This window comes from Candidatus Nitrosocosmicus agrestis (genome assembly GCF_008389435.1).
In the GTDB taxonomy this organism is placed as follows: domain Archaea; phylum Thermoproteota; class Nitrososphaeria; order Nitrososphaerales; family Nitrososphaeraceae; genus Nitrosocosmicus; species Nitrosocosmicus agrestis.
The window spans coordinates 162,268-185,457 of record NZ_VUYS01000003.1 but is presented as its reverse complement, the minus strand read 5'-3'; the positions used below and the strand labels follow the sequence as shown (position 1 = coordinate 185,457).

The following is a 23,190-nucleotide window of genomic DNA, read 5'->3' as shown; positions in this document are numbered from 1 at the left end:
GTGTCCAAGCATAACTTAAGGAAGGTTGAACATCATCTACACCATCGCTAGGAAAGTAGCTTTTGCTTCCGTCTAGTTGAGTCAAAGTCTGACCAGGTACAGTAACGTCCTGACCAGCATCAGCAACTGGAATGCTAACCTCTTCGTCTGGAGGGTTCGTAACGATTTCTTGACCTGTTCGGTCGGAATTACTGGAATCATCTCCATCTAAAGAATCTTCAGATCTTGAAGTATTATTAACGGCATTATCTGAACTCTCATCCTCGTTAACAGTAGTACCGATAACCTCTCTAAAGATATCTGATGAAGATACAGAGGAAGATCTATCCAAATTAATAGGAAAGGTCAAAGTCCCAATAAATAATGTGAAAAATAAAACGATAAGGAAATAAGTACCAGTCAAAGCAATTCGCTATCCCTATTTTTATATTTAGATTAAATATTAGTTATTGATGAAGAATTTAGAGAAGCGGCATATGACGTCTATCGCTATCTAGTGAGCCAGGGAAGGACGCGATGGTACCTTTCTGATCGGTTTCATTTTCTGTAGAGTTTGAAGTAGGTAGTAGTGTAGAGTTTGAAGTAGGTAGTAGTGTAGAGTTTGAAGTAGGTAGTAGTGTAGAGTTTGAAGTAGGTAGTAGTGTAGAGTTTGAAGACAGCAAGCCATTAACCTCGACCGTAATAGACTCCACATAAACAGATAGTAATAGTACATTTATCGCGAACATGATTAAAACATGATTAATTTTTAGTCTAGATGAAGTATTTTTTTTCATAGTGGTAGTTGTCAGTATAAATAGATAAATTTTATTTCAATAATATTATACTCCAAGAGTCTCAAATTCTAAAAGTATAAGAATAATAGAAAATATTTGATATCATGAAGAATTATTTCGAAGGATACTATTGTAGAGACGACCTTCATTTGCAAGTTATTAATAAAGATAGTAACCGAAAAATTCTGAACGCATTGCGGGATGCATATCCCACAGGGTTGTCTGTGGAAGAACTTAGCGAAGTTACCAAATTACCAATTAAAACGGTATATGCACAGAAAGCAGAACTTTACAGGGAATACTACATTAATCATGTTGAAGAGGAAAAAAAGAATCAGCGAGGTAGACCCTCTAAGAAACAAGATCCTTTTATTTTTCGCAAAAGAGCTAGACTAGTAATCGAAGAATTATTTGGAATTCATGATGTCTATTATGGAAATAAACCCGTGCCGCTACCCCCCGGTCATGCGGTGTTTTCAGATGGGTTTGCAGAAACACTCAACAAATTGACACTGGAAGAAGAGAAAAATGAAATTTTTATTACATTGCTTGATTATACAAGAAAAGTTCTTTCAAGAGCATATAACAATGATGAAATCAAGGAAAAATGGGCACCAAGTAACGATGGAAATTATTGTTGTACTCAGTGCGGACTAAATCACGAAGCCAGAGACTTTTTTAGAGCTACGTTATTGAATTTAATTGACGAGTTCGAGCAAAGTAAAGTCTTTATCGATTTCTTAAAAAAACAAAATATGCTATCCCAACAATCATATGAAAAATTAGAGTCAATAGTAAAGTAGCACCCTATGAATAATCTTGGGTCAATTCAGTATTTTATTTTTAGGTGAGTTTTGTTCGATAAGAGTTATTCAAACAAATGAATGTTTCTTGGCTCGCGTCCATCTAACTATTCTTAAGGCACACTGAATGAATTAATGAAGACGATCTCAAAGTTGGCGATCGAAAATACTTACACTGGACCCTAATGAAATTTAGAAAAGGATTTCTGCAATTACCCAGTGCTATTTATCTGGAGTAAAGTTAATGTAGACTTTATTTCGTCTAAGCGCCTAATCAAAAGAACCTTTCTTTGTAGATCTTCCTTATCATTGGCATTGATCTTTACTATAATATCATATACACCATATACACGATATGCTTTTTCTACATATTCTAAATCCTGAATTTGTTGCATGACCTTTGCTTCTGCTCCCAAAGTACAATTTATTAAAACAAAGGCATTATGGTTCATATTCTAATAACTAATCAAGGTCATTAAATAAAACTGTTATCATTAAAGAAATAAAGAAATTATTTTCTTCTTGCAGTAATTGTATGAGTATGATCCACGTACCATCGAATACTATCTTTGAATTTAGACCACCAATCCATGAAGTCATCGCTGCTTTCTGATTCGAATAACAAGAATCCATTATACTCGGTTCCCCATGCATGACTATATTCCCCCATTAATTCAATTCCCTGAGGTAAACTTCTTTTCATTTCTTTCCACTGCTCATTTGCTTTTTTTGCCTCATCAGGCGTCATGGTTTTAAATCTGTAGAAAACTAGAAAGGTAGCACTCATATTTTTTATTAATTAGATCATGTTTTAAGTTTTACTAATTTGACACATTTTTTATTTTCCAATCATTTCGCTATTGAAATACCTTGTCAATTTATCAAATAAAGGATTATAGTTATTTGTAATAAATAATAACCAACCACAAGCTCATAGCATGACTAAACTAGGACTACAAAATCATGATACCTTATACATTATTTTTTCATACTAATAATATTCAAATTCAATGATTGAACCAAGAAGTGAAAAATAAAACGAGAATTCGTCTTTTCATTTTCTTTTTTTCCTCTCCTAAGATCTAATTAATTATCTTATAAAGTAGTTTTAGTAGCCAAATCATATTCTGACTATTCACCGTTTGTCCAATAAATTTGCATTAGCCATCTCAATTTGAAGTATTTTTACTTTTCCACCAGTCTTCATACCTCTGCGAACAATAAATTATTTACACTTGTGAAACTTTTTATAGTGGGCTTTAAGTCACTCGCAGGAACTCGATATTTTCAAAATTTCCGGCATACTAACATCCCGTGCAGTATTTAAGAAAACGACATTTTGGGTAATAGTTTTCCGATGTTTATAGATTATTCATAATTATTTGGAGATTCAATGAAAAATATGATGATAATCATTATTGGCAAAGGTCAAATTAACTTTTGTTACACTAACCTATGATTATATTCTCCACTCGTATTTAAAATCATAGATTAACATATGATTAGATTCTCCACATTTGAAAGGTAGAACTTGTTTGCAATGGCAGAAGATATAGACTTCTACTGAAGTTATAAATTTTGAATTTCAAGATTAATTCAAAACGGGTGTAAAGATATAATCTCTTCCATTTGGGTCTAAAATCACAAGTCATCCATGCCAAACTTATGATAGCAAGAATTACATTTAAATTTCTCTTTACCAGGCGAGCTCGAAATCACATCAAGTTGTCCTTTTGTCCTACAATTTGGACATTTACCATATATTGTTTTTTTCGTAAATAACAAAAGGAAATATCCAATATTAAATTTTATTATGGCATCTTATCTCTGTTAACCTAACGAAAAACTATAGATTAAGATGCTCAATTTCAATCATAATTATCAACGGAGAAATAGAACACCTTTCATCGTATGTTGATGAAAGGTGTATTTGTATTTTCTGGGTTTATCAACTAGGTATGTTACCAAACCATGTTATACTTACATAATGTTATGATAAACCATATGGCAATTTGAGAATAGATTCAAAAATGTCATCCATAAAAAAATATCGCCGAAAAGGAGAAATTGAGGATTTCATTGATGATGAAATGTGAGTTTAGGTTGGGCCGAATATAATATGGCTCTTGATAGCAATCAATTGAGCCAGAAACACGTCAAATTCTCTCACAAAATATAACTCACTAAAGAAACTTATTGGTTGCTGAGCGATTTCTGCAGGAGTTGTCAGAGATTCAAAAAACATTCAGTATCCGTTGATGTTGGAGCATGATGTCCCATGATTCGTAACTTCCTCAAACTCGATTACCCTGTTCATTCACCTTTAGAGAAAAACGTGATAAAAAGGACGATACAACATATACCGGATAAAACAGAAACCTTAGATCACTATTTTCCATGTAGACAGAAGAACTGTAAATAAAGCATATAAGTAATTGGTAGAACCAATTTCGTAATTATCATAATGAGGAGATGATGTACGCTGAAGTTAACAGAGATAATATCTTAAATTAATTGTTTATATGAGAGTATCAATATTATTTTGTTGTTAATTTGAATTCAAATACAAATAGACCAATTGGGGTTACAATTTTAGCAATCTTAGCAATACTTGGAGGCATAGCGTTATTGATTGGAGGTTTCTTTTTTATTATATTTGCAGGGTTACTTTCAGGTTCATCAATAGAAGTCAATTCTAATAGTTCAATTGACATTGCCTCGTTAAGCGTCCTGCCATTAATATTGGGAATTATTATGATAATAATAGGAATAGTCTATTTCGCTGTATCTTATGGACTATTAAAGGGTAGAGGATGGGCACGGATTATTACAATTATTGTAACAATAATTTCACTGATCGTTCAGATCGTTTCTGCAATTATAATCGGACTAGCATCAGGATCAATTGAGGTAGCATTAGTATCACACGTAATAGGCATCATCATAAACGGAATAATTATATTCTATTTATATAGACCGCATGTAAGGGATTATTTTAAGAGGTAATCCACCTTTCTTACCCTATTTTCCAAAATTGAACTGACAACTTTCCAGAAATGCAACATATTATTTTAAAAGTCATACCAGAAATTATGAAATTTAAGTTATAGATGCTTATTTTTGACAAGACGAACATCAGATCACATTTGAAATTCTATCATATTGTGAGATGGATTTAAGTCCTCAGAGGATCCCCTGGTAAGAAACAACTCATATCCACCATTTATCACCAATTTTGTTGTCTAAAAAGCCACCATGTATGTTGATTTTGGAGTGACTTGTTTGAAATGCGCCATACTCGCCTTACCCTTTACAGAGTTTAAGCTTAGGAAGAGTTTTGATTATTTGGATTCTCATAATCAATTATTTTAACCTATTTGTATATGGTATCAGAAATATCGCTAAAAACTACAATAAATTCTTTATCGATTGATTCTCACATCCCAACAAATTAGAGGCGGCTTATTTTACTATCGTCTCAGATACAGCTCAACGATTGTGATGATTACCTTTTAATGGATGGTTGTATGAAATATCAACATGAGTTTTTCAGATAAAGAGCTCTATAGAGCTTACAAGTTCTTTAGTTAAGTAAACTGATGCATCCTTGTAGTTATTCATCCAAAGTTATTTTGCTCAGACATACTTGGCATGATTTACAATTTCATTGGATCGGTTGAACACAGCCCTACACTTGGGTTATGAGTAACAATTTACATAAAAACACTTGCACCATTTCTTCCGGCTTTAAGCAAATGTCCACCTCAATCCAGATCGGTATCATCGTGATGTCCACCTATAACCAAAGCACATGATACTTTATCCTTCAAAATATCGAGTTGGGATGTAAGTTTAATCTAGTTTACAATGATTATTGAACATTTAGTATGGATAATTCAAAGAAAAATAATGTGATTCAAATACATAAATGAAACAGTGAAAAATATTATCTTTAAGATAAATCTAAGGTGTGATAAGGCATTGCTTGAAGTCATTATTTTAGATTAAAACTTGAACCTTCATTTTTCCCAAGGTAAAATTGGTCATAAACACCGAGGCTATCCAGAATATTTAATTCATTTCACAATATCAAATAGTGTCACAATTATTTTATAGGTCAGTCTGGTTTCTATATTTATGTCCTTTAATATTGAGGAAATATTGAAAAGAAAGGGATTCTATTTTACGGTAAAGGGCGATAATGTCGCCGTCGATAATTGTGCTTCTATTTTAAAAGCTAAGCAAACAGATTTAACATTTTGCTATTACCAAGACGATAAAGCTGTTGAATATATTTCGAAGTCTGATGCAGGGGCGATTCTTTGCAATGTATCTGTGGAGAATAGGGTGAACGCGAAACCGGGTCAACAGCTGTACTTTACATCAAATCCACGACTAGCGTTTGTGGAAATATTAACTGTTGTGACGGCAGGGCACCGAGTTGAAGCAACAATATCTCCATTCTCTTTTTTAGATCCCTCATCTAAGGTGGGAGACAGTTGTTCTATAGGCGAATTTTCAGTGATTGGAAAAAATTGTGTGATTGGAAAAAATTGTGTGATTGGAAAAAAAGTTAGCTTAAATAATTGCATTATTGGAGATAACTGCAATATACAATCAGGTACTACAATTGGAGAAGACGGATTTGCTTATGAAAGGACAGATTCCAATAATCTCATTCACTTTCCACATCTGGGAAAGGTGATAATTGAAGACTTTGTAGATATTGGAGCAAATTGTTCCATTGCTAGAGGGTCTCTGTCTGACACAATCATAGAAACGGGGACCAAATTGGATGCAATGGTACATATAGCCCATAATGTTTCCATTGGTAAAGACTCAGAACTAACCGCTGGTGCAATTGTAGGTGGTAGTACGATTATAGGCAAGAGCGTTTGGCTAGGTTTGAATTCAACGTTAAAGGATAACATTAGGATCGGTGATAACGTCATAGTCGGTGCGGGTGCAATGGTAATTTCAAATATACCCAATGGAGATATCGTGGCGGGTGTTCCTGCAAAATCAATAAAGCACAAGGTAAACACAAATATGAAATTTCTAATGGCAGGTCAAACAAATGACTTTACTGAGAGCAAAAACAATAATGGGTAATTTGTAGTAAGTGGATTTTCCATCAACTAAACTTATTTGAATAACCGGTGCAAGTAATGTCATAAAGTAAAAATATTATGTTATGTCATGACATTACTTTAGATTAGTATATTTAAATAAGATTGGAAGAGTTATTGCAAATATTTTCAAACAAGATATTTATAGGCTTAATTTTCATCTAGGTTTGTGCGCATATCAAATTACATTCTAACTATTACGTTATCACTCGTTTTTGTTGTTTCATGTTTGTTATTGCCATCAGCTTTGATGAATTCAAATGCTACTAGTCATCAATCCAATAAAACAGCAGATGAAAAAACCAGTACATTTGGTTGTGAAATGCTCGACGATGTTCTTCAATGTTACCCCTTTAGAAGTGAATTTGAAGGTAATACAACCACCTATAATAGTACTAAAATTATGGATATAACAAGGGAGCCCTTTTATGTAGAAGGAAAAAATGGTAAGGCAGTAGAGTTTATTGATAGGTACAGAGAATATGTCGAAATTCCTCAAATTAATCCTTATAATTCCTCCGAAATCACTATTTCCTTTTGGGTAAAAGAAACAAAAGGTATCAAACCACATCCTGATCAACAGGTTCAGGAAAGTCCAAATGCACATATTATTTCTAATGTTAATATAGGCATGAACAATGGATGGTTTTTTGATCATAATTACAATGATCAATCTGTTCATTTTGTTGTATCCGACACTTCGGGAGGTTTGACCTCATCAAAAAGCATACCTATTTCGAATAGCTCATTTACTCATATAGCTGCCACCTTTGATGGATCACAAATTGAAGTTTATAGAAACGGCGAACCCTTCCAAACTCTAAGTTATAACGGGAATTTCACTCCTGCTTCATATCTTCCCATACATCTAGGTTCGGCAGCCCATTGCAATTCGTGTAACGAATTTACGGGTATAATCGACGATATCAAATTATATAATCGTACGATTTCTGAGGATGAAATCAAGCAATTGTACTCTAGTGTCGAAAGCAATTCTACCACAAATATTAGATCAAATCAAGATAAAGGTTTAATCGGACATTGGCCTCTCAATAGCACTTTAGACGATTTATCCATATATAAAAACAAAGGAAAAATGTTTACTTTACTATCAAGTATGGCAGCTGCTCCCGATGATAGAATTTTCATCTCTGAAAAAAATACTGGTGAAATAAAAATAATGAAAGACGGAGTATTATTGGAGAAACCCTTTGCAGTGTTAAAGGATCATTATGTCGGATGGGAACAAGGATTGCTAGGTATTGCGTTAGATCCGGAATTTGATGACAATCATTTTGTATATCTATATTATACATCGACTAATGGCAAAAACAGTTATCCAGTTAACAAAGTAATCAGATTTACGGAGAAAGATAATGTAGCTATCAATAGCACGGTCCTATTGGACAAGATACCAGCAGGTATTGGTTATCATTCTGGCGGTGCGTTAGGATTTGGACCCGATGGTAAACTATACATAACGGTTGGAGATGCAACAGAAGAAGAATATACACAATCCCATAAATCATTATTAGGAAAAATTCTAAGAATAAATAAAGATGGAACTATTCCTTCCGATAATCCATTTCCTGATTCTCCGATATATTCCCTTGGACATCGAAACATGTTTGGCCTCGCATTCGACTATAAAGAAAAAATAGGTATAGTGACTGAAAATGGAGACGAACTTTTTGATGAGATAAATATATTAAAGAAAGGTGGAAATTATGGATATCCAATTTACCAGCTTCCAAATACATCTCCAGAATTATCCAATTCGAGCCTTGATATCAAGCCCATAAGATCTTATTTGTACCCGCAAGGCCCTACCCATGCTTTGTACTATACAGGCGATAAATATCCTTCTTTGAAAAACAATTTCGTATTTGGAACTTACACAGGTGATATTTACGGTTTTCATTTAGACAATGCTTCTAAAACTATCGACTCCGAACTACGCATTCTATTGGATCATTATCCTTTTGAGGCAGTTAATGGCATAACCCAAACTAAAGATGGCTATATTTACTTCGGTGATAATCACATTTACAGACTGGACCCAGATTTCAAGGCAGAAGATATGATGCAAACTTTATACCCTATAACGGTAACTCGACCCAACAGTATTGATGTAGATGGAATGTTTCCAGAAATAGGTACCTCGGTATTGGTAGATCTGCATTCCACATCCAAAGTGTCCAAGATCAATTCTACTCAGTATATTAAATTAAAGATGCCTGTATTCATAGTCGATGATATTAAAAATATAACTTATACTGATTTATCACAAAGCGGTATTCCTGAGAAAGTCATGCCATTTTCAGTGGTCAATCTTGATTCAAAATACAATGAAATTACTATACCCATAGCCTTTGATTTTTCAAACATTAGATTGACAATCAATGGTAACAATGATTCAGTCAATTGCGATGACAAGTCTGAACTCTCTGATTCATACTTTTTTGAATGTCATGTTTTAGAGGGAGAAAGTCTACCAGATCAAGATGTGGAGGATACTCAAGAAATAACTCAAGACAATGCTCTGATTCAATCCGAAAACAATGTTTCAGAAGAGGATGTTGAAAATAATGCAGTCTCATAGAAGTTGAAGGAATACAAAGCAGAATTGTTCTCAGCCCTGAAAATAACCCTAGTAATAAAAATTAAATTTTATTTTCTCTTATTTACTAACCTTTAACCAATTTTACCATGTTACCTATATCCGACTAAAGAAATTATAAATTACATTATGTTCTTTCTCCCATCATGTTATGATTTCCGCAGGAACACATAACTCTCCAAATGCTCTGGCATTGGTCGAAAAATTTAATTCTGATGATTGTATATACTTCCGTAATTAATATTTTTCATGATTCTTCCACAATATATCAGTCATTTCTCACATCATAGAATGCTTTTTTCTGTTTTGATATTGTTATTTGAATAAATAGAATTTTTCTTGGCTTTACTAATATTAGGAATTTTCTTTACAGGCATCGAAATCTTATATTAGCATCATAATCCTGTCAAATGAAACGAGTTTTATTTTTATGATAAATTTGGATTTTATTGTTCGGATTTGGTAAAACTTAATTTAATAATCTCATATGGATTATTTTCAAATGTATTCTCAACTGTTACTTCTTTTTAAAGAATGTGTCTAATCGAGGTATTCACAACCAGATATGTTTAAAATACTTAACTATTTCTATAAACTCCATTTGTCAGTTCTTTGGCTTCTGATTATGGATTATCAACTAGATTCCTTCGCTATAGTTAAAAAATTACGCGACAATCACTACATCATTAAAGTCAATTTGAGGTAACCGATTTAGGAAACTGTTTGTTAAATAAGGAGCGAAGATAGAAAATAGAAAACCATTAAATTTGCATAGGTGTTAAGTTTGGATCTATGTATAACCTGATTGACTCCTTTAGCAATTATAAACATCTACATTGAAATGGCTTATGATTTACAAATTATTTTGAAGATATTTTTATTTCAAAAGATTCGTGAGATAATGCAAAAAAATTTCAAGAGAAATTGAATTTACAAGAAAGATTCAGTGATACTTGTAATAATAACAAATGAGGTAGCATTACTCAAAGATGTATTTGATTTAAGGAATAGCTAATGCATCATTTTATTAGGTAACATCACATTCCTTATTGGTTTTTAATTTGCAATTTTGATCATGTCTCCAACTCCCATTAAAGAAAATCTGTAAATGAAGTGAACTATTTGTATCCTTTTGTAAACGAGTAGCACCGTTCTGAGGATTTGTTTCTGAACTCCTGTTATTAAATGGTTCTAAGAATTTTCTCATAAAAATTTTGTACGATATCGCCCCATAAATATTATTACACCCAGCCAGCCTGTGAGCAGAGTTGAAATAATAATAATAATAATAATAATAACAATACAAGCATGAAACCATTCGACGAGAATATCAAGAGCAGCCTAAAAGAAGCTTTGACGGAACGAGTTTTTTCCAATGTCCCAGTATGTTAAAACATCAGGATGATGCAGATAAATAAAAGCTGATTGAATTTATACTACTATAAAACGTACTATCAAGTTACGCACTTTCCCAGAATCAATTCATTTATCGGATATTCTCAACATGTTAAGATCCGTGATTTTGTAGGATGTTTTTGAATCACCTATTATGCATCATTGACCTAATGAAATGACGAGTTATATAAAACAAGTATCTCTGTCTCAAAATATCACATATTTATTATCAACTTTGTATAATATTTATGACGGTTATCCTGTTTTTTGTTTGTAATCGTGTGACATAACTAGTTATTGGCAGATGCCAAGCATTTTTAGATTCGCATTCTCTTAAAACTATGGTTTAAACGGTGTAATACGTTGGCATGATCATGGGTTTTGGTCAAGATCGTCCCTCTTCAATTTTACAGTATTGGTAGAATTCAGAATATTTTTGATTTATCAATATTTTTCAAATAAATTTATGAAACCTAGCTATTTGTTTTTTTAAGGAATTCGCTTAATAAAGGAATGACCCGTACATCCATTAATAGACATAGAAATTATCTGCAAGGTATATAATTGCTCAAATGCTCAGAATATTTGTAGCTTATGGTCAGGAGACAATTTTTAAATGGTTTATCAATTTTGTTTTTTTCGATGTCGATTCTCACCGCAGAATATTGTGCAGTTCATCCAATATTTGCAATTATCCCCTATGCCTACAGCACTACGCCGGATAATTTCTCCGAAGATAATTCAAAATTTAATGTAAAAATTATCGCTCCGAAAGATGGTGTATATCATGGAGCTAATCCAGGTTTTGGCGGAACGGAGGACCAAGTGACAACAGAAATAATATCTAATTATGATAAAGTAAGCGGGAAAAAAATAGTCTGGGCGTATTTCTCAAATAATTGGGACGACGATATCAAATTCCCAGAAGAAGCTGTACGAACTATAGACAATTTGGACATAGTCCCCTTTATTCGAATGATGCCTCGATCCGATTTCAATCAAGGTGACTCCGATCCTGTTTATACCTTGCAAGCGATCATTGATGGAAATTTTGATGATTCCTTAATAGAATGGGCAAAAGACGCCAAAAGAACCAACATACCCCTAATGATCGAATTTGGAACCGAAGTTAATGGAGATTGGTTTCCATGGAGTGGTATATTCAATGGTGGTGGAGAAACTGATGAATATGGAGATCCAGAAATTGCTGATGGTCCAGAACGATTTCGTGATGCATGCAGACACATCATAGACCTGTTTAGAAATGAAGGCGCCAATAATATAACTTGGGTATTCCACGTCATTCCTTCATTCGAGGCAGATGATACATCGTCGAGTCAGGAGGCATGGAATAACGTAACAAATTATTATCCTGGAGATGATTATATTGATTGGATAGGGACAAGTGTTTACGGTTCTACCGAGCCTGGCAAGGAATGGAAAGCATTTGCAGATATTATGGATACGGCTTATAAAGAACTAGAATCCATTTCAACTACAAAACCTTTTGCAATTTTGGAGTTGGGAATAATAGAAGATCCAGAAATGGGAAACAAAAGTGAATGGCTGGAAAACGCACTTCAACTAGTAAAGGATGAATCTTATCCTCGGATCAAGGCAATAAGTTATTGGAATGAAAAATGGGAGCACAGACACAATACAATTGATTTAACAATAAATTCATCCATGGAGTCAGAGGAAGTATACAAACGATTAATTTCGTCACCATTCTTTAAGTCAACTGCAAACTACGAATTCAAAGAGGTATGATGATAGGTCATGATCAATGACTTTCAGATCTCTTGCGCATTTTATTTAAATGTAATATACTAAAATGAATTTAGACATGGTGTAAAGTCCATCTACAAGAGGGATGATCTGATAAAAGAATATAGTATTTTGCATCACTGACTGGAACTACACAGTCACTACATGAGTTTATAGACAATTTGAAATGTGATTTAGGGAAATAACAAACTAAAAGATAAACTTGCAGAAAAAATTTCATTAAGAAAATTCAATAATCTGACAAGAATTGTAAAACAATAATTGAATGAAATAATGGTAGGTTATGAAATTAATATAGAGAAAAAAAGGATCTCCATAAGGAATAGTCCATGTTACCATAATATATATCTCTAAACAGAAAGGCAGTTTAAAAATAAGAGATCATAGAGGCCCCTTGAAATAATATTTTTCCTCCCCCTTTTTCATTTAGGTAAATGATCTTCTAATTCTTTGTATATTTTAAATTGACGTTCTTTCGCTCTCAAAAAAGATCAATATATTCAGACTCAATAAATCCATTTCGTAGGTGTTCAGAATAGTGTTTTTGCAAAGTGTCATACAGACACTCAATTGACAAATTTTCCAAGTGTTTCTAGTGCGAATTCATTCTCCTTTCAGAAAAACATCATCATAGTTATATATGAAAAATATTGTAAGGCAAATGTGGGAAAACCACATAATTGTTATAATAACACTACTTCTAGGGAATGTGTAAAGGTAGTCATACTCATTATCCCACTGCTGATTCTTTTTATTACATCCTTTATTATTTTTCAGTCGAGTAATGGACAAATGGTTAACAGCACTACTACTACTAGCATAGGAAATTCAAAGGAGATATCATCGAGAGATGTTTTAGATTTTCGTTATTCTAACTTGGTAAACTTCACTTCAAAAATCAAACAAATTGATGGACATTTGAATGCATCCCTATTAAACAAATATGATGGAAACGAATCTTTAGCACTTGCTCACGCTGAACATCCTATTGGTGAATTATATCCATTTGTCGGACCTCAAATCGCAATCACCAATCAATCACTGAATCAATCACTTTATTCGATATTAATGGATATTCCAGAATATTCCAAAAACTCTACGAATGAAGAATATCTAAGTGTTATTCAGTCAACCCAAAATCTTTTAAAAGATATAATAAATGAGGTAATTCCTAAGAATTTGCAAAATGACAAATTATTTAATTCATTCGTTGTAGTCAATCTCTTGGATCTTGCAGGTCATGAGTACCAAGCAGGTGTCACTAATGACACTATAACAGCTATATTTGAATACCAAGATAGCAAGGCGTTCATACAACAGGCCGAAAAATTGATGTCTACCTTCTATTCTGATTCAGAAGCTTCAATTGACTCTTCTGGTTTGTGGCCTCTTGTAAACTCTCTTAATGCCGCAATAGAAAAGGTGTCAACTCCTGAAGAAATATATTTATCAATTGATAGCATATTTTCAAAAATTTCTTTACTCGTTAATACGGATAAGCTTACACTATTAAGTAAGCTAGGGGTTTCAGCGGATTAGTGATTTTGTCATTTAACCTATTAGTTATTGGTGAACTCGATAATGTAGGAATTGATAAAAGTTTTATCCAAATTTAACTGCAGTTGGAATTAATTTTGTACCCGAATGTACAGTTATTAAATAAGTTACGGCGTTCATCCCAAATACACAATAGAATTACAGAATCCACATATAACAAAAATTTATTTCTGTTGACCGATTTCATAATGGACGAATATTATAAATTTTAAAGATGAATTATGTATTTATTGGTTTTTGGCTCTTTTTCAAGTTAAGAATTCAGAAATTAGGTAAGGTTATTGTATATATGATGATCTCGGTACCTGGATCCGACACCCCTATTTCCAATTTTATGACTACCTCATATGCCTATATGCCAGCCCGCTATCTCCAAATAATTCAACATTATGTTTTTTTCACCATATCAAAAATTATACAATTCCTCACAGAATTATTCAACTTATATCATTGAAATATAAAATTTTTTTGGATAGGATCCAATTTAATAATAATAAACTCAAAGTAAGTAACAACTATAATTGTGCACCAAGCGCTTCTATTGGATGATTCATTCTTATTCACAGAGGATCGGATTCTTATTAGGTATCACCCTAAGAACATTTCCATATTCGGATCCTGAAATACGTAACGGATGTTTGCTATGAATTGTAAGAGGTACAAATGATATCTTATTGAGTATCGTTACGTATAGCCGTATTAAGGAGACAATATAATTTATTATAGAGTTAAAGAATGAAATTTTTTATTTGCATTAATAATTATGGATAAAAATACAGAATGGATTGATTTGTTCTATCATAAATTAATTTAAATTATAAAAGGTTTTAAAAGGCATAGGTAAATAAAGGAAAATTAGATTACCGTAAAAGATATTTTGCTTATTTAAAAAGACTTCATCCTACACCAAAGGTATATACCCATGTGAAGATATCAAGAGCAATTATCTTTGAAGAACGAAATTACCATTGTGTAGGAATGAATATTAAAAATTTGACCTTTATTTCAAGGTGCCATTAAGTGACAAGGGTATAATTTCGTTGTTAAGGAAGTTTACAAATTCATTATTTTGTGCCAACATGTGCCCCCATAATCCCATATGAATGATACGACCTTTACCGTAATCCATTTCATAAGTTGCCACAATGGCGCCCAAATATTGACCCGAGTATCTAGGGACACCTGTGAGCCCGTAATCAATTAGTATCTTGGCATTTGGGTTAGCAACATAATTTTCCTCTGAATGCGTATAATTAAATGGATTATTGTTAAAGCGCAAAGGATAATTTGCAGGAATATCCAAGAAATTGCTTCCTACCCACTCTCTAGTTTCATCCAACCATCTTTCTGCAGGACCTTTCCAAGCGGTCCGGTTCTGATCAAAATTCCAATTATGTCCGCGGACAAGTGATATAGTATTATTGTTTTCATGATATTCGACTTCTGCGTATAATACATTTCCATCACCGAACACAATCGTTCCACCATTAGTAACAAATTTTTTTAAATTGTCATATTCTGCTTGTGTGACATACTCATTATGGAACAAAAACAAAATATCGTATGCGTTGGTACCATCAGGATTAAAAATTTTGCCTTGATCTACATCCCCATCGGTTATGTTAACGGGATTAATACCATGGTTTCTGTAAAGGTCTTTGGCAAGATTTATATAATTAATATATGGGATGTATGGCTCTTCCTCAAGATCTGAATAATATACAAATGGTCCTTGAGGAATAGGTCTATCCTGTAACAAATAGGTGTTATTTGTGATTGAAATATTAACTTCCCTATTGGCAAATTGGATATAACTATACAATGAATAGAAATTATAGAATGAATCATTTTGATAGGCTGCCCAGGTAAAAGATGGTAATACAAGTGCCACTTTCTTATTGGCTGAACTGGCTAATGTATCATTATTTACATAACTGGCTGAACTTCCTAAAGCAATACAGTTTAATGATGATATGAAAAACAAAATCCCGACTATGACAAAAAGAGCAAATAACGGCAATATTCTTTTAGGAAAAGTAATTCCAGAGACAATAATTTTAAAATTTTTTACATAATCAATTGGATATCCCACATCAAGCATCATCAAAACGAATCTATGAGAGTCTAATAAGTTTTACTAGTATTCTCATATAGCAGAATTTGCCAGTGCCACATTAAAGTCGATCAGGATTTATAAGTTATGAACTGTATAATAAGAATCTCTGAAGTGGTCCAATATTCAACACACAGACAACAAAATTCCACAGATATTCTTACAACACGCAATTTGAACTAACAATGACATTCAACAAAATGAAATTAAATGAATGTTCCCTGCAAGGGATCATCACTATAATTAAATTGATAAATTTTTGAACCAAGGCAGGATCATGTGCGTATCATTACAATATCAAAATCATGATACCCTCAATATTGAGGCATAATTACAAGTTTAAAAGTAATATACGACTTATTCCACACAAAATTATCAAATTGATGAAATTTGCCAATATCTGAAAAAGAATCCCGATATTATGTATAGATCTAACCTTTGAATATTTCCCTCAGATGTCGACGCGATATCATCAATAAATTTACAATTATGTTTGCGTAAAACCATAATCATCAAGTGACCTGCTTTGAAGAACAGGAATTCAAATGAATTTATCAATTAAATTATGCAGGCTATATTTCATCGAGAATTTTGTCAAATGGAAATATTGTAATGATTACCGACCAAAATTCCCTACAAGTTGAATGAGTTAAGGTCAATTGTATGACTTATGTAAAAGTTTTTGGTAACCAGAAAAAAAGGATTTAATCGTAACAGAAGTAATGAATATAATGTATACTGTCGTTACAGATTCAAGTGACAGATTTGTTTACATTAAAAAATAAATATCATTCCAATCATTAGGAAATTTCAAAAGCACATGAAAGGATTATAGATACTTAATAATCACTATTTTCTATATGAAATCATAAAATATTTAGAATTATAGTAGCAATATAAAAAAATAACTTCTCGAGAAATGGAAATCAAAGACATTTACCATTTGATTTAATCGATTTAACGATTACTTCATTAATGGCGAGGTCATTTTGGGGAAACAAATTACTAATGTGTATGCACAGATATATAACAGATTTTATGACTGAGGTGAAAATTTGATATCACCTGCTAACCTCTATGAAATATATTCTATTTTGATGTAAATCCATGAGTTGTTTTAGTGGCACCCCATGATTTTACTGTCCATGCTCTTACGAAAGCCACAAAAACATACAAAACAAATGAATTGTAAACAGGTATTAAGATGGCATATTTTAGCCCCATTTTACCATATTCTTTCGTCAATACAGATATTTGCACTATCCAAATAAAGCCTGTAAGCAAAAGCCATTGATTAATTGTTATTGCGGCATAGTTAAAAGGAAAGTAACCAAATAATAAATTAAATATCATCCCAAATCCAATAGTTAAAAAGAATCCAAGAGCACCTAGTATAACTAAAGGGCTGAGCCAAAAAATAATGCCTAGTATATCGCTCGGTTCACAGACCCGGTTTCTCAATAGATCGATAAATCCCCTTGCCCACCTGGCTCGTTGTTTTAACAAAATTTCTACAGATGGCGGCTTTTCATCATAATTAATACAATGAGGAGCAAAGACTATTCTATATCCTTTTCTCAGCAATCTAGTAGTAAGTTCGTAATCATCTACCAAATGATTTGTAAAACCTCCAACGTTTTGAAGAACTTCTTTTTTTAGGATATAACCGGTTCCACCAAGCCCACCCCTTTGATCTAATATGGTTCTGGTGGTCATGTATGGCGTTGACCATAAATCACCTTCAATTGACAGCAATCGAGTAATGAAGCTGTAATTCCTATTGCTTGGTACATATCTTCCCTGTACCGCTGCATACTTCTCTAACAACGGAAGTCCTTTCTCTATAAAATCAGTACTGAGTAGTCCATCTGCATCAAGAACTAATATATATTGTCCCTGAGATTTTAGGACACCAAAATTCAATGCTACTCCTTTTCCAGATGCACTAGTTTTATAATCAAAAGGCTTTGCCCTGGGATCGTCGATAGAAGATTCTTTAAATGTATTGTCGGTACAGTTATGGCACACAATGATAATTTCAATGTTATCATAGGTTTGTTTCAATAACTCTGTTACTGTCTTTCTTATCACTGGTTCTTCATTATGTGCTGCTATTATTATTGAGCATAAACTATTTCTTTTGAGAACGCTTTCATGAAAGCTCTCATATGCTTTTTCTTGTAATGACCTTACCTTTTTGTCCGTAAACAGATATGTGAGCAGTATAAAACATGTTAATCCTGTATATAATAAAATAATAATCAATGGCGGCAAAGTTATGTAATAAAGATTTACATCGGTATCAATCAGAATTTCGTTTCCGGTGTATAAATAATAAATAGTACTACAAATTACCGTAACCCATATAAGCAACAATATAGAGTACATAAATTTCCATCTTTTATCTTTCAATTTTTCACCCCAAACAAAGATGCCGCATTTTTCCAAAATGGATTGTTTGTAATGGATGACATGACCATGTCAAACCAATTTTCTACCTTGATTTGCTGGACTACTCTAGCTGCGTTATCGTTTACATCCACTGCTTTTACCTGTACTTCTGTAAATGGAGGAATAGCTTTAACAAGTGCTATATATTCTTGGTTCTGTTCTTTTGCCAAATATGTCTCTATACTTTTATTACCTTGTGTGAAATTTATTCCTCTAATTTTTAATGGAGACTCGTCTTCAATTTTTAACTTTAAAACATTATTGCCTTCATACAATAAATTAGAAGTTATTGTTATTTTCGGAGGAGTAGTATCATTTTTTACATTACTATAACAACAATCTTGTGTTGGCGGACCTGGAAGAGGCAGAGGTTGAAGTATCCATTGAGCATAAGCTGAACGAGCATTATATATAAAAGCTAATAAATAAATGCAAATACAAAAAGCTATAATAATATAATAATTCTCCAGCAATATTTCATCCGACTAAGGAAATGAGAGAGTCATATATTTAGGTAACTTTTCTAAATAGAAACCTCAAAAATTTGGAAAAGAATTACCATCGCAATATCTTTACTGACATTCCTTTCATAAATACCATATAATGTAACTTTTTTTATTAGATTTTTTTGTATGAAATATTGAATGATGAGGATTTTGGAGGTTTTTCAACATATTTCATGATCCTGACGACTGTTCCCCCGATAAAATAAAAAAGCGTCTAAGATGTTCTACTCTATGGAACTAAAAATACAAAAGAAAGTAATTGATATTAAACAAATAGGAAGGCAAAATCTTTAAGAATATAAAAAAATGTAACGTCGTTGATTTACAACATTTCTATGAGAGCCAGTCCTTGTGTACGGCCGACTATCAATCTTGAAGATAATAAATCAGATGCTTCAAGTGTTTCTGGTAACCTCATTCGGTCCTATGATCGGGGATTTTGAGAATCGACAACTAACTGAGTGTCATTAAATCGTTGTTCACTATCGTCTGATACAGATTTGGTCAAATTAGCCATATTTAAAGCACCCTTAATAAAACTATTATTCAACTTAGTCACATTCTGACCAAGAGCCAACGGAATCAGAACTCGATCCATATAATCTATAAATAAAGGATTATCCTTCACCATGTGACCCCATAATCCCAAATGAACTATTTTCCCTTTTCCGTATTGCATTTCATAAGTTGCTACCGTTGCGTTAGAATACTCTTCAGGTAAATTGTATGCTTCATAATTTAATAGTATTTTTGCCTTAGAATTTGTGAGATGCTGCTCCTCCGTATGAGTATAATTAAACGGGTTAAATTTAAAGGGAAAAGGTTTTCCCGAAGGAACATTTAGAAAATTGCTGCCCATCCAATCACGATTTTCATCGAGCCATCTTTCTGCCACACTGTTCACAGCTGCAGTTCCATTAAATTTCCAGTTATGACCATCAACTAGCGTTATTGTCTCATTTACTGGATCGTAATCAATCTCGGCATATAATACATTGCCCTCGGTGAATAAAATTGTACCTCCGTTTTCGACAAACCTTTTCAAGTTGTTGTACTCTGACTGGCTAACATATTCATTATGAAACAATATCAACACATCGTATGCGTTTTCTCCATTTTCTCGAAATATTTTGCCTTGATCTACATCCATGTCAGTCAAATTTTCAACAATAGTGTTATTTCTTTTTGCCAAATCATGGATCAAATAGTAATATTGAATGTATGGTTCATCTTTATACGCTGGATGTAAGTAGAAAGGGAACTCTCCCTCTGGTATAGATCTAGCGGTCAATAAATTAAGATTATTTGTTATGGTCGTATTAAGATCATCATCGAGTCTATCAAACATTCCAGGACTATACATGCCATAAAAATTGTAAAATGACCCATTCTGATAAGCTGCATAAGTAAATTTATTTTTTATTAATGCAATTTTCTGTATAGCCTCATCTGCAACAGAACTAGTGTCATTTGATCCCTCAATGGCTTGTAATGTGTTTATGTCATTTGTGGCAATAGCACTATTAAAAGAATATGTTGGAACAACATACAAACTAATAGTAAAGATAAAGATAATAGCAGAGTACAAACAAAATTTGATACTCATATAATGATTTTTCATATCACTAGAGCTCTTTTTAATGCCATTATAAAGTTGATGTGGCAGAAATAAATTTGTCAATAACTTTTCAAATTTGTAGATAAAAAAGAGCAATGACTTGAATTTTAAAAAAAGACATATTAAAAATTATCGCTTTTTCTCCGGATTGAAAACGGATCCTATAAATGACGGTAAGAAAAATAATCCCATAGGTAATATCTTATCTTATTACTAATTATTACTTTAATACTGCATCATAGTATATGGCTAAGATCGCTGACTTACCAGAAAAACCTAAAGATTTTACAAACCCGTTCTAACTCAAGTAAGCCCGTAGTCCGAAGGTCCAAATGATTAATCTGAAACAATATAGAATTTCCCACACTTGATGTTGTGGTTAAATATAATTTATAAAAGTATTTCAAATACCTAAAAGATGTCAACAAGAGGGTAAAAAATAGAAGAATAAAGATAAAAACACGTTAGAAACTATCATGAAGAGTACAAAGACCGTTTTTTTAGATTTTCAAATTAATAGAGTTTATTTGTTCTCGAATCAATTAATTGCAATTACCAGATATCTAAAAAAATATAACATGTTATAAAAGAAAATATTCAAGAAAAGTTTGATTTAATTTCATTTTAAAATAGCAAGATGCCTAATTAATTTATTAAATGAATATTGGATGAGTGTACATTTTATTAGATCAGGGTGAAGCCAAATTCTTTCATAACAGGTATCTGACTCAAATATCTGATGCCAAAAAATTCTAAACTTTTATATTAACTACTTATTTGAAGTACCATTAATTATACCTACTTTTGGTAATATAATAGATTGGTTATCGAGAACTAATTTGTTACTCTTTAATCCATCTAGAACGCCTGTCTTAACAGTTATTGTAGCATTTGTGATATCATAATTTGGACTAGTGGTAATTGGTTTTAATACTGTAGAAGTATTTGTTAGAATGAAATCTTTAGATGTAAATTTATATTCTTGAATTTGCTTTTCACCAGAAGAAGGAATTGTTATATATGAAGAGTTTTGTACCTGGAAAGTTTTGGACAATGAGAAACTTTGAGAATAACCTACATCAACTGGAGACTTGACAAATAACAATGAAATTAATATGATGCATGCCACAAATACAAATCCTTTATCGACTGATCCATACCTGATTTTGGTCATGTCGGATTAATCCATTCTAACAATTTTAGTGCCTTTGACATCAATGTAATGTATACTGCCAGCAGAGTCAACCTCAATATCAAATGGCTTTTCAGGTAATTTCCATTCAGTAATTTGACTAGAAAAAGGGCCGAGTCTGCCAATTGTATTTGAATTACTTTCCAAGAAATATACGTTACCTGTAGCCCGATCAAATTTCACTGAAGTTGGGAAACTGTTAGCGGTAGGTATATCCCATTCAGTAACAAGATTAGTAGCGGGTGCAATTCTGCCGATCTTATTTGAATCACTATCTACATAATAAATTTCCTCATTCCCAGCGAAGCCCAAAGCCATAGATTTTATATTGGTGGAGTTAGATTGTATGGTCCATTCAGTAATTGTATTGGTTTCTGGAACGAGTCTGCCGATCTTATTTGAATTACCTTCTATAAAATATACATTTCCGGTTGAAGAATCTACAGCCAATGCAGCGGATTGGGTAGTGTTGTTTCCTATGCCTGAATTATTGCCCGCAGACAAACCAGAAGAAGAATTTGATTGTATGGTCCATTCAGTAATTGTATTGGTTTCTGGAACGAGTCTGCCGATCTTATTTGAATTACCTTCTATAAAATATACATTTCCGGTTGAAGAATCTACAGCCAATGCAGCGGATTGGGTAGTGTTGTTTCCTATGCCTGAATTATTGCCCGCAGACAAACCAGAAGAAGAATTTGATTGTATGGTCCATTCAGTAATTGTATTGGTTTCTGGAACGAGTCTGCCGATCTTATTTGAATTACCTTCTATAAAATATACATTTCCAGAGGGATGATATGCTATTGAAATTGGGAAACTGTTAGCGGTAGGTATATCCCATTCAGTAATTGTATTGGTTTCTGGAACGAGTCTGCCGATCTTATTTGAATCACTATCTACATAATAAATTTCATTACCACTGAAAGAACTAGTAAGAGCAAAACTACTATTCTGATTGCTAGTCATTGGGATAGCCCAACTTTTAATCAAAACAGCAACCTGATCAGCAGGGATGGCTACTGCCTCAATTGGATTAAGATAAAAAAAGAGAACAAACACAAGCAAGCCATAAATTAACAACGTTTTCAATTGTCAAGACAATGACAAATTATTTTATATATTTGTATACTTTAATTTCTAAATACATTAGAAAAACTGACTAATGAATTGCCCATTCCATTTTGAAATGGAGGTTTTGTTTATGCATGGACGAGTCATATTCTGTTCCAAAAATTTCAG

Annotated in this window: 16 protein-coding genes; 6 read left to right on the top strand and 10 right to left on the bottom strand. The window is 32.7% G+C overall.

Annotated elements, in window-relative coordinates; all coding sequences use genetic code 11:
- Together F1Z66_RS02770 and F1Z66_RS02765 are read right to left on the bottom strand one after the other, a co-directional pair.
- The coding region (locus F1Z66_RS02770; RefSeq protein WP_149862079.1) for a hypothetical protein at window positions 1–403 on the bottom strand (403 nt) is incomplete at its 3' end.
- 58 nt (window positions 404–461) lie between these two features.
- The gene (locus tag F1Z66_RS02765; protein WP_159357495.1) at window positions 462–728 is read right to left on the bottom strand and encodes a hypothetical protein; all 267 of its coding nucleotides are present in this window, start codon (window positions 726–728) and stop codon (window positions 462–464) included.
- A 197-nt stretch (window positions 729–925) separates the two neighbouring features.
- Between F1Z66_RS02765 and F1Z66_RS02760 the strand changes: the two genes are divergently transcribed.
- Window positions 926–1,579, top strand: a complete 654-nt coding sequence (locus tag F1Z66_RS02760) for a hypothetical protein (protein ID WP_195907454.1) — start codon at window positions 926–928, stop codon at window positions 1,577–1,579.
- Window positions 1,580–1,791: 212 nt separating this feature from the next.
- Here F1Z66_RS02760 and F1Z66_RS02755 read toward each other — a convergent pair whose 3' ends face one another.
- Together F1Z66_RS02755 and F1Z66_RS02750 are read right to left on the bottom strand one after the other, a co-directional pair.
- On the bottom strand, window positions 1,792–2,031 hold the full coding sequence (locus tag F1Z66_RS02755) for an Lrp/AsnC family transcriptional regulator (protein ID WP_149862076.1): 240 nt from the start codon (window positions 2,029–2,031) through the stop codon (window positions 1,792–1,794).
- 59 nt (window positions 2,032–2,090) lie between these two features.
- The gene (locus F1Z66_RS02750; protein ID WP_149862075.1) at window positions 2,091–2,366 is read right to left on the bottom strand and encodes a DUF3303 family protein; all 276 of its coding nucleotides are present in this window, start codon (window positions 2,364–2,366) and stop codon (window positions 2,091–2,093) included.
- 1,766 nt (window positions 2,367–4,132) lie between these two features.
- Between F1Z66_RS02750 and F1Z66_RS02745 the strand changes: the two genes are divergently transcribed.
- The 5 genes from F1Z66_RS02745 to F1Z66_RS02725 all read left to right on the top strand — a co-directional run bounded on the left by F1Z66_RS02745 (window position 4,133) and on the right by F1Z66_RS02725 (window position 14,050).
- The gene (locus F1Z66_RS02745; RefSeq protein ID WP_149862074.1) at window positions 4,133–4,585 is read left to right on the top strand and encodes a hypothetical protein; all 453 of its coding nucleotides are present in this window, start codon (window positions 4,133–4,135) and stop codon (window positions 4,583–4,585) included.
- A gap of 1,131 nt (window positions 4,586–5,716) precedes the next feature.
- The gene (locus F1Z66_RS02740; protein ID WP_149862073.1) at window positions 5,717–6,691 is read left to right on the top strand and encodes a UDP-3-O-(3-hydroxymyristoyl)glucosamine N-acyltransferase; all 975 of its coding nucleotides are present in this window, start codon (window positions 5,717–5,719) and stop codon (window positions 6,689–6,691) included.
- 186 nt (window positions 6,692–6,877) lie between these two features.
- On the top strand, window positions 6,878–9,310 hold the full coding sequence (locus F1Z66_RS02735) for a PQQ-dependent sugar dehydrogenase (RefSeq protein WP_149862072.1): 2,433 nt from the start codon (window positions 6,878–6,880) through the stop codon (window positions 9,308–9,310).
- 2,055 nt (window positions 9,311–11,365) lie between these two features.
- A complete protein-coding gene (locus F1Z66_RS02730; protein WP_159357498.1) occupies window positions 11,366–12,493 on the top strand; it encodes a glycoside hydrolase family 26 protein in 1,128 nt (375 codons plus the stop codon).
- Between the two features lie 810 nt (window positions 12,494–13,303).
- Complete coding sequence (locus tag F1Z66_RS02725) at window positions 13,304–14,050, top strand: hypothetical protein (RefSeq protein WP_149862070.1); 747 nt, start codon at window positions 13,304–13,306, stop codon at window positions 14,048–14,050.
- Window positions 14,051–15,068: 1,018 nt separating this feature from the next.
- Here the strand turns inward: F1Z66_RS02725 and F1Z66_RS02720 are convergent.
- The 6 genes from F1Z66_RS02720 to F1Z66_RS02695 all read right to left on the bottom strand — a co-directional run bounded on the left by F1Z66_RS02720 (window position 15,069) and on the right by F1Z66_RS02695 (window position 23,040).
- On the bottom strand, window positions 15,069–16,172 hold the full coding sequence (locus F1Z66_RS02720) for a N,N-dimethylformamidase beta subunit family domain-containing protein (protein WP_159357500.1): 1,104 nt from the start codon (window positions 16,170–16,172) through the stop codon (window positions 15,069–15,071).
- A gap of 1,098 nt (window positions 16,173–17,270) precedes the next feature.
- Window positions 17,271–18,593, bottom strand: a complete 1,323-nt coding sequence (locus tag F1Z66_RS02715) for a glycosyltransferase (protein WP_149862068.1) — start codon at window positions 18,591–18,593, stop codon at window positions 17,271–17,273.
- Window positions 18,590–19,105, bottom strand: a complete 516-nt coding sequence (locus F1Z66_RS02710; RefSeq protein ID WP_149862067.1) for a hypothetical protein — start codon at window positions 19,103–19,105, stop codon at window positions 18,590–18,592. Before F1Z66_RS02710 ends, F1Z66_RS02715 begins: the two co-directional genes overlap by 4 nt.
- A 457-nt stretch (window positions 19,106–19,562) precedes the next feature.
- Window positions 19,563–20,744 carry a N,N-dimethylformamidase beta subunit family domain-containing protein gene (locus tag F1Z66_RS02705; RefSeq protein ID WP_149862066.1) on the bottom strand — a complete coding sequence of 394 codons (1,182 nt, stop codon included), beginning with the start codon at window positions 20,742–20,744 and terminating at the stop codon, window positions 19,563–19,565.
- Window positions 20,745–21,525: 781 nt separating this feature from the next.
- Window positions 21,526–21,930: a hypothetical protein gene (locus tag F1Z66_RS02700; RefSeq protein ID WP_149862065.1), complete on the bottom strand. Its 405-nt coding sequence runs from the start codon at window positions 21,928–21,930 to the stop codon at window positions 21,526–21,528.
- Window positions 21,931–21,936: 6 nt separating this feature from the next.
- Window positions 21,937–23,040, bottom strand: a complete 1,104-nt coding sequence (locus tag F1Z66_RS02695) for a Vgb family protein (RefSeq protein ID WP_149862064.1) — start codon at window positions 23,038–23,040, stop codon at window positions 21,937–21,939.
- Window positions 23,041–23,190 lie beyond the last annotated feature (150 nt).

Bases quoted from the DNA above. Each gene is read 5' to 3' on its own strand.
- F1Z66_RS02740 (WP_149862073.1), top strand. From the start codon at position 5,717: ATGTCCTTTAATATTGAGGAAATATTGAAAAGAAAGGGATTCTATTTT.
- F1Z66_RS02750 (WP_149862075.1), bottom strand. From the start codon at position 2,366: ATGAGTGCTACCTTTCTAGTTTTCTACAGATTTAAAACCATGACGCCT.
- F1Z66_RS02765 (WP_159357495.1), bottom strand. From the start codon at position 728: ATGTTCGCGATAAATGTACTATTACTATCTGTTTATGTGGAGTCTATT.
- F1Z66_RS02730 (WP_159357498.1), top strand. From the start codon at position 11,366: ATGTCGATTCTCACCGCAGAATATTGTGCAGTTCATCCAATATTTGCA.
- F1Z66_RS02720 (WP_159357500.1), bottom strand. From the start codon at position 16,172: ATGATGCTTGATGTGGGATATCCAATTGATTATGTAAAAAATTTTAAA.
- F1Z66_RS02725 (WP_149862070.1), top strand. From the start codon at position 13,304: ATGGTTAACAGCACTACTACTACTAGCATAGGAAATTCAAAGGAGATA.
- F1Z66_RS02755 (WP_149862076.1), bottom strand. From the start codon at position 2,031: ATGAACCATAATGCCTTTGTTTTAATAAATTGTACTTTGGGAGCAGAA.
- F1Z66_RS02705 (WP_149862066.1), bottom strand. From the start codon at position 20,744: ATGAGTATCAAATTTTGTTTGTACTCTGCTATTATCTTTATCTTTACT.
- F1Z66_RS02700 (WP_149862065.1), bottom strand. From the start codon at position 21,930: ATGACCAAAATCAGGTATGGATCAGTCGATAAAGGATTTGTATTTGTG.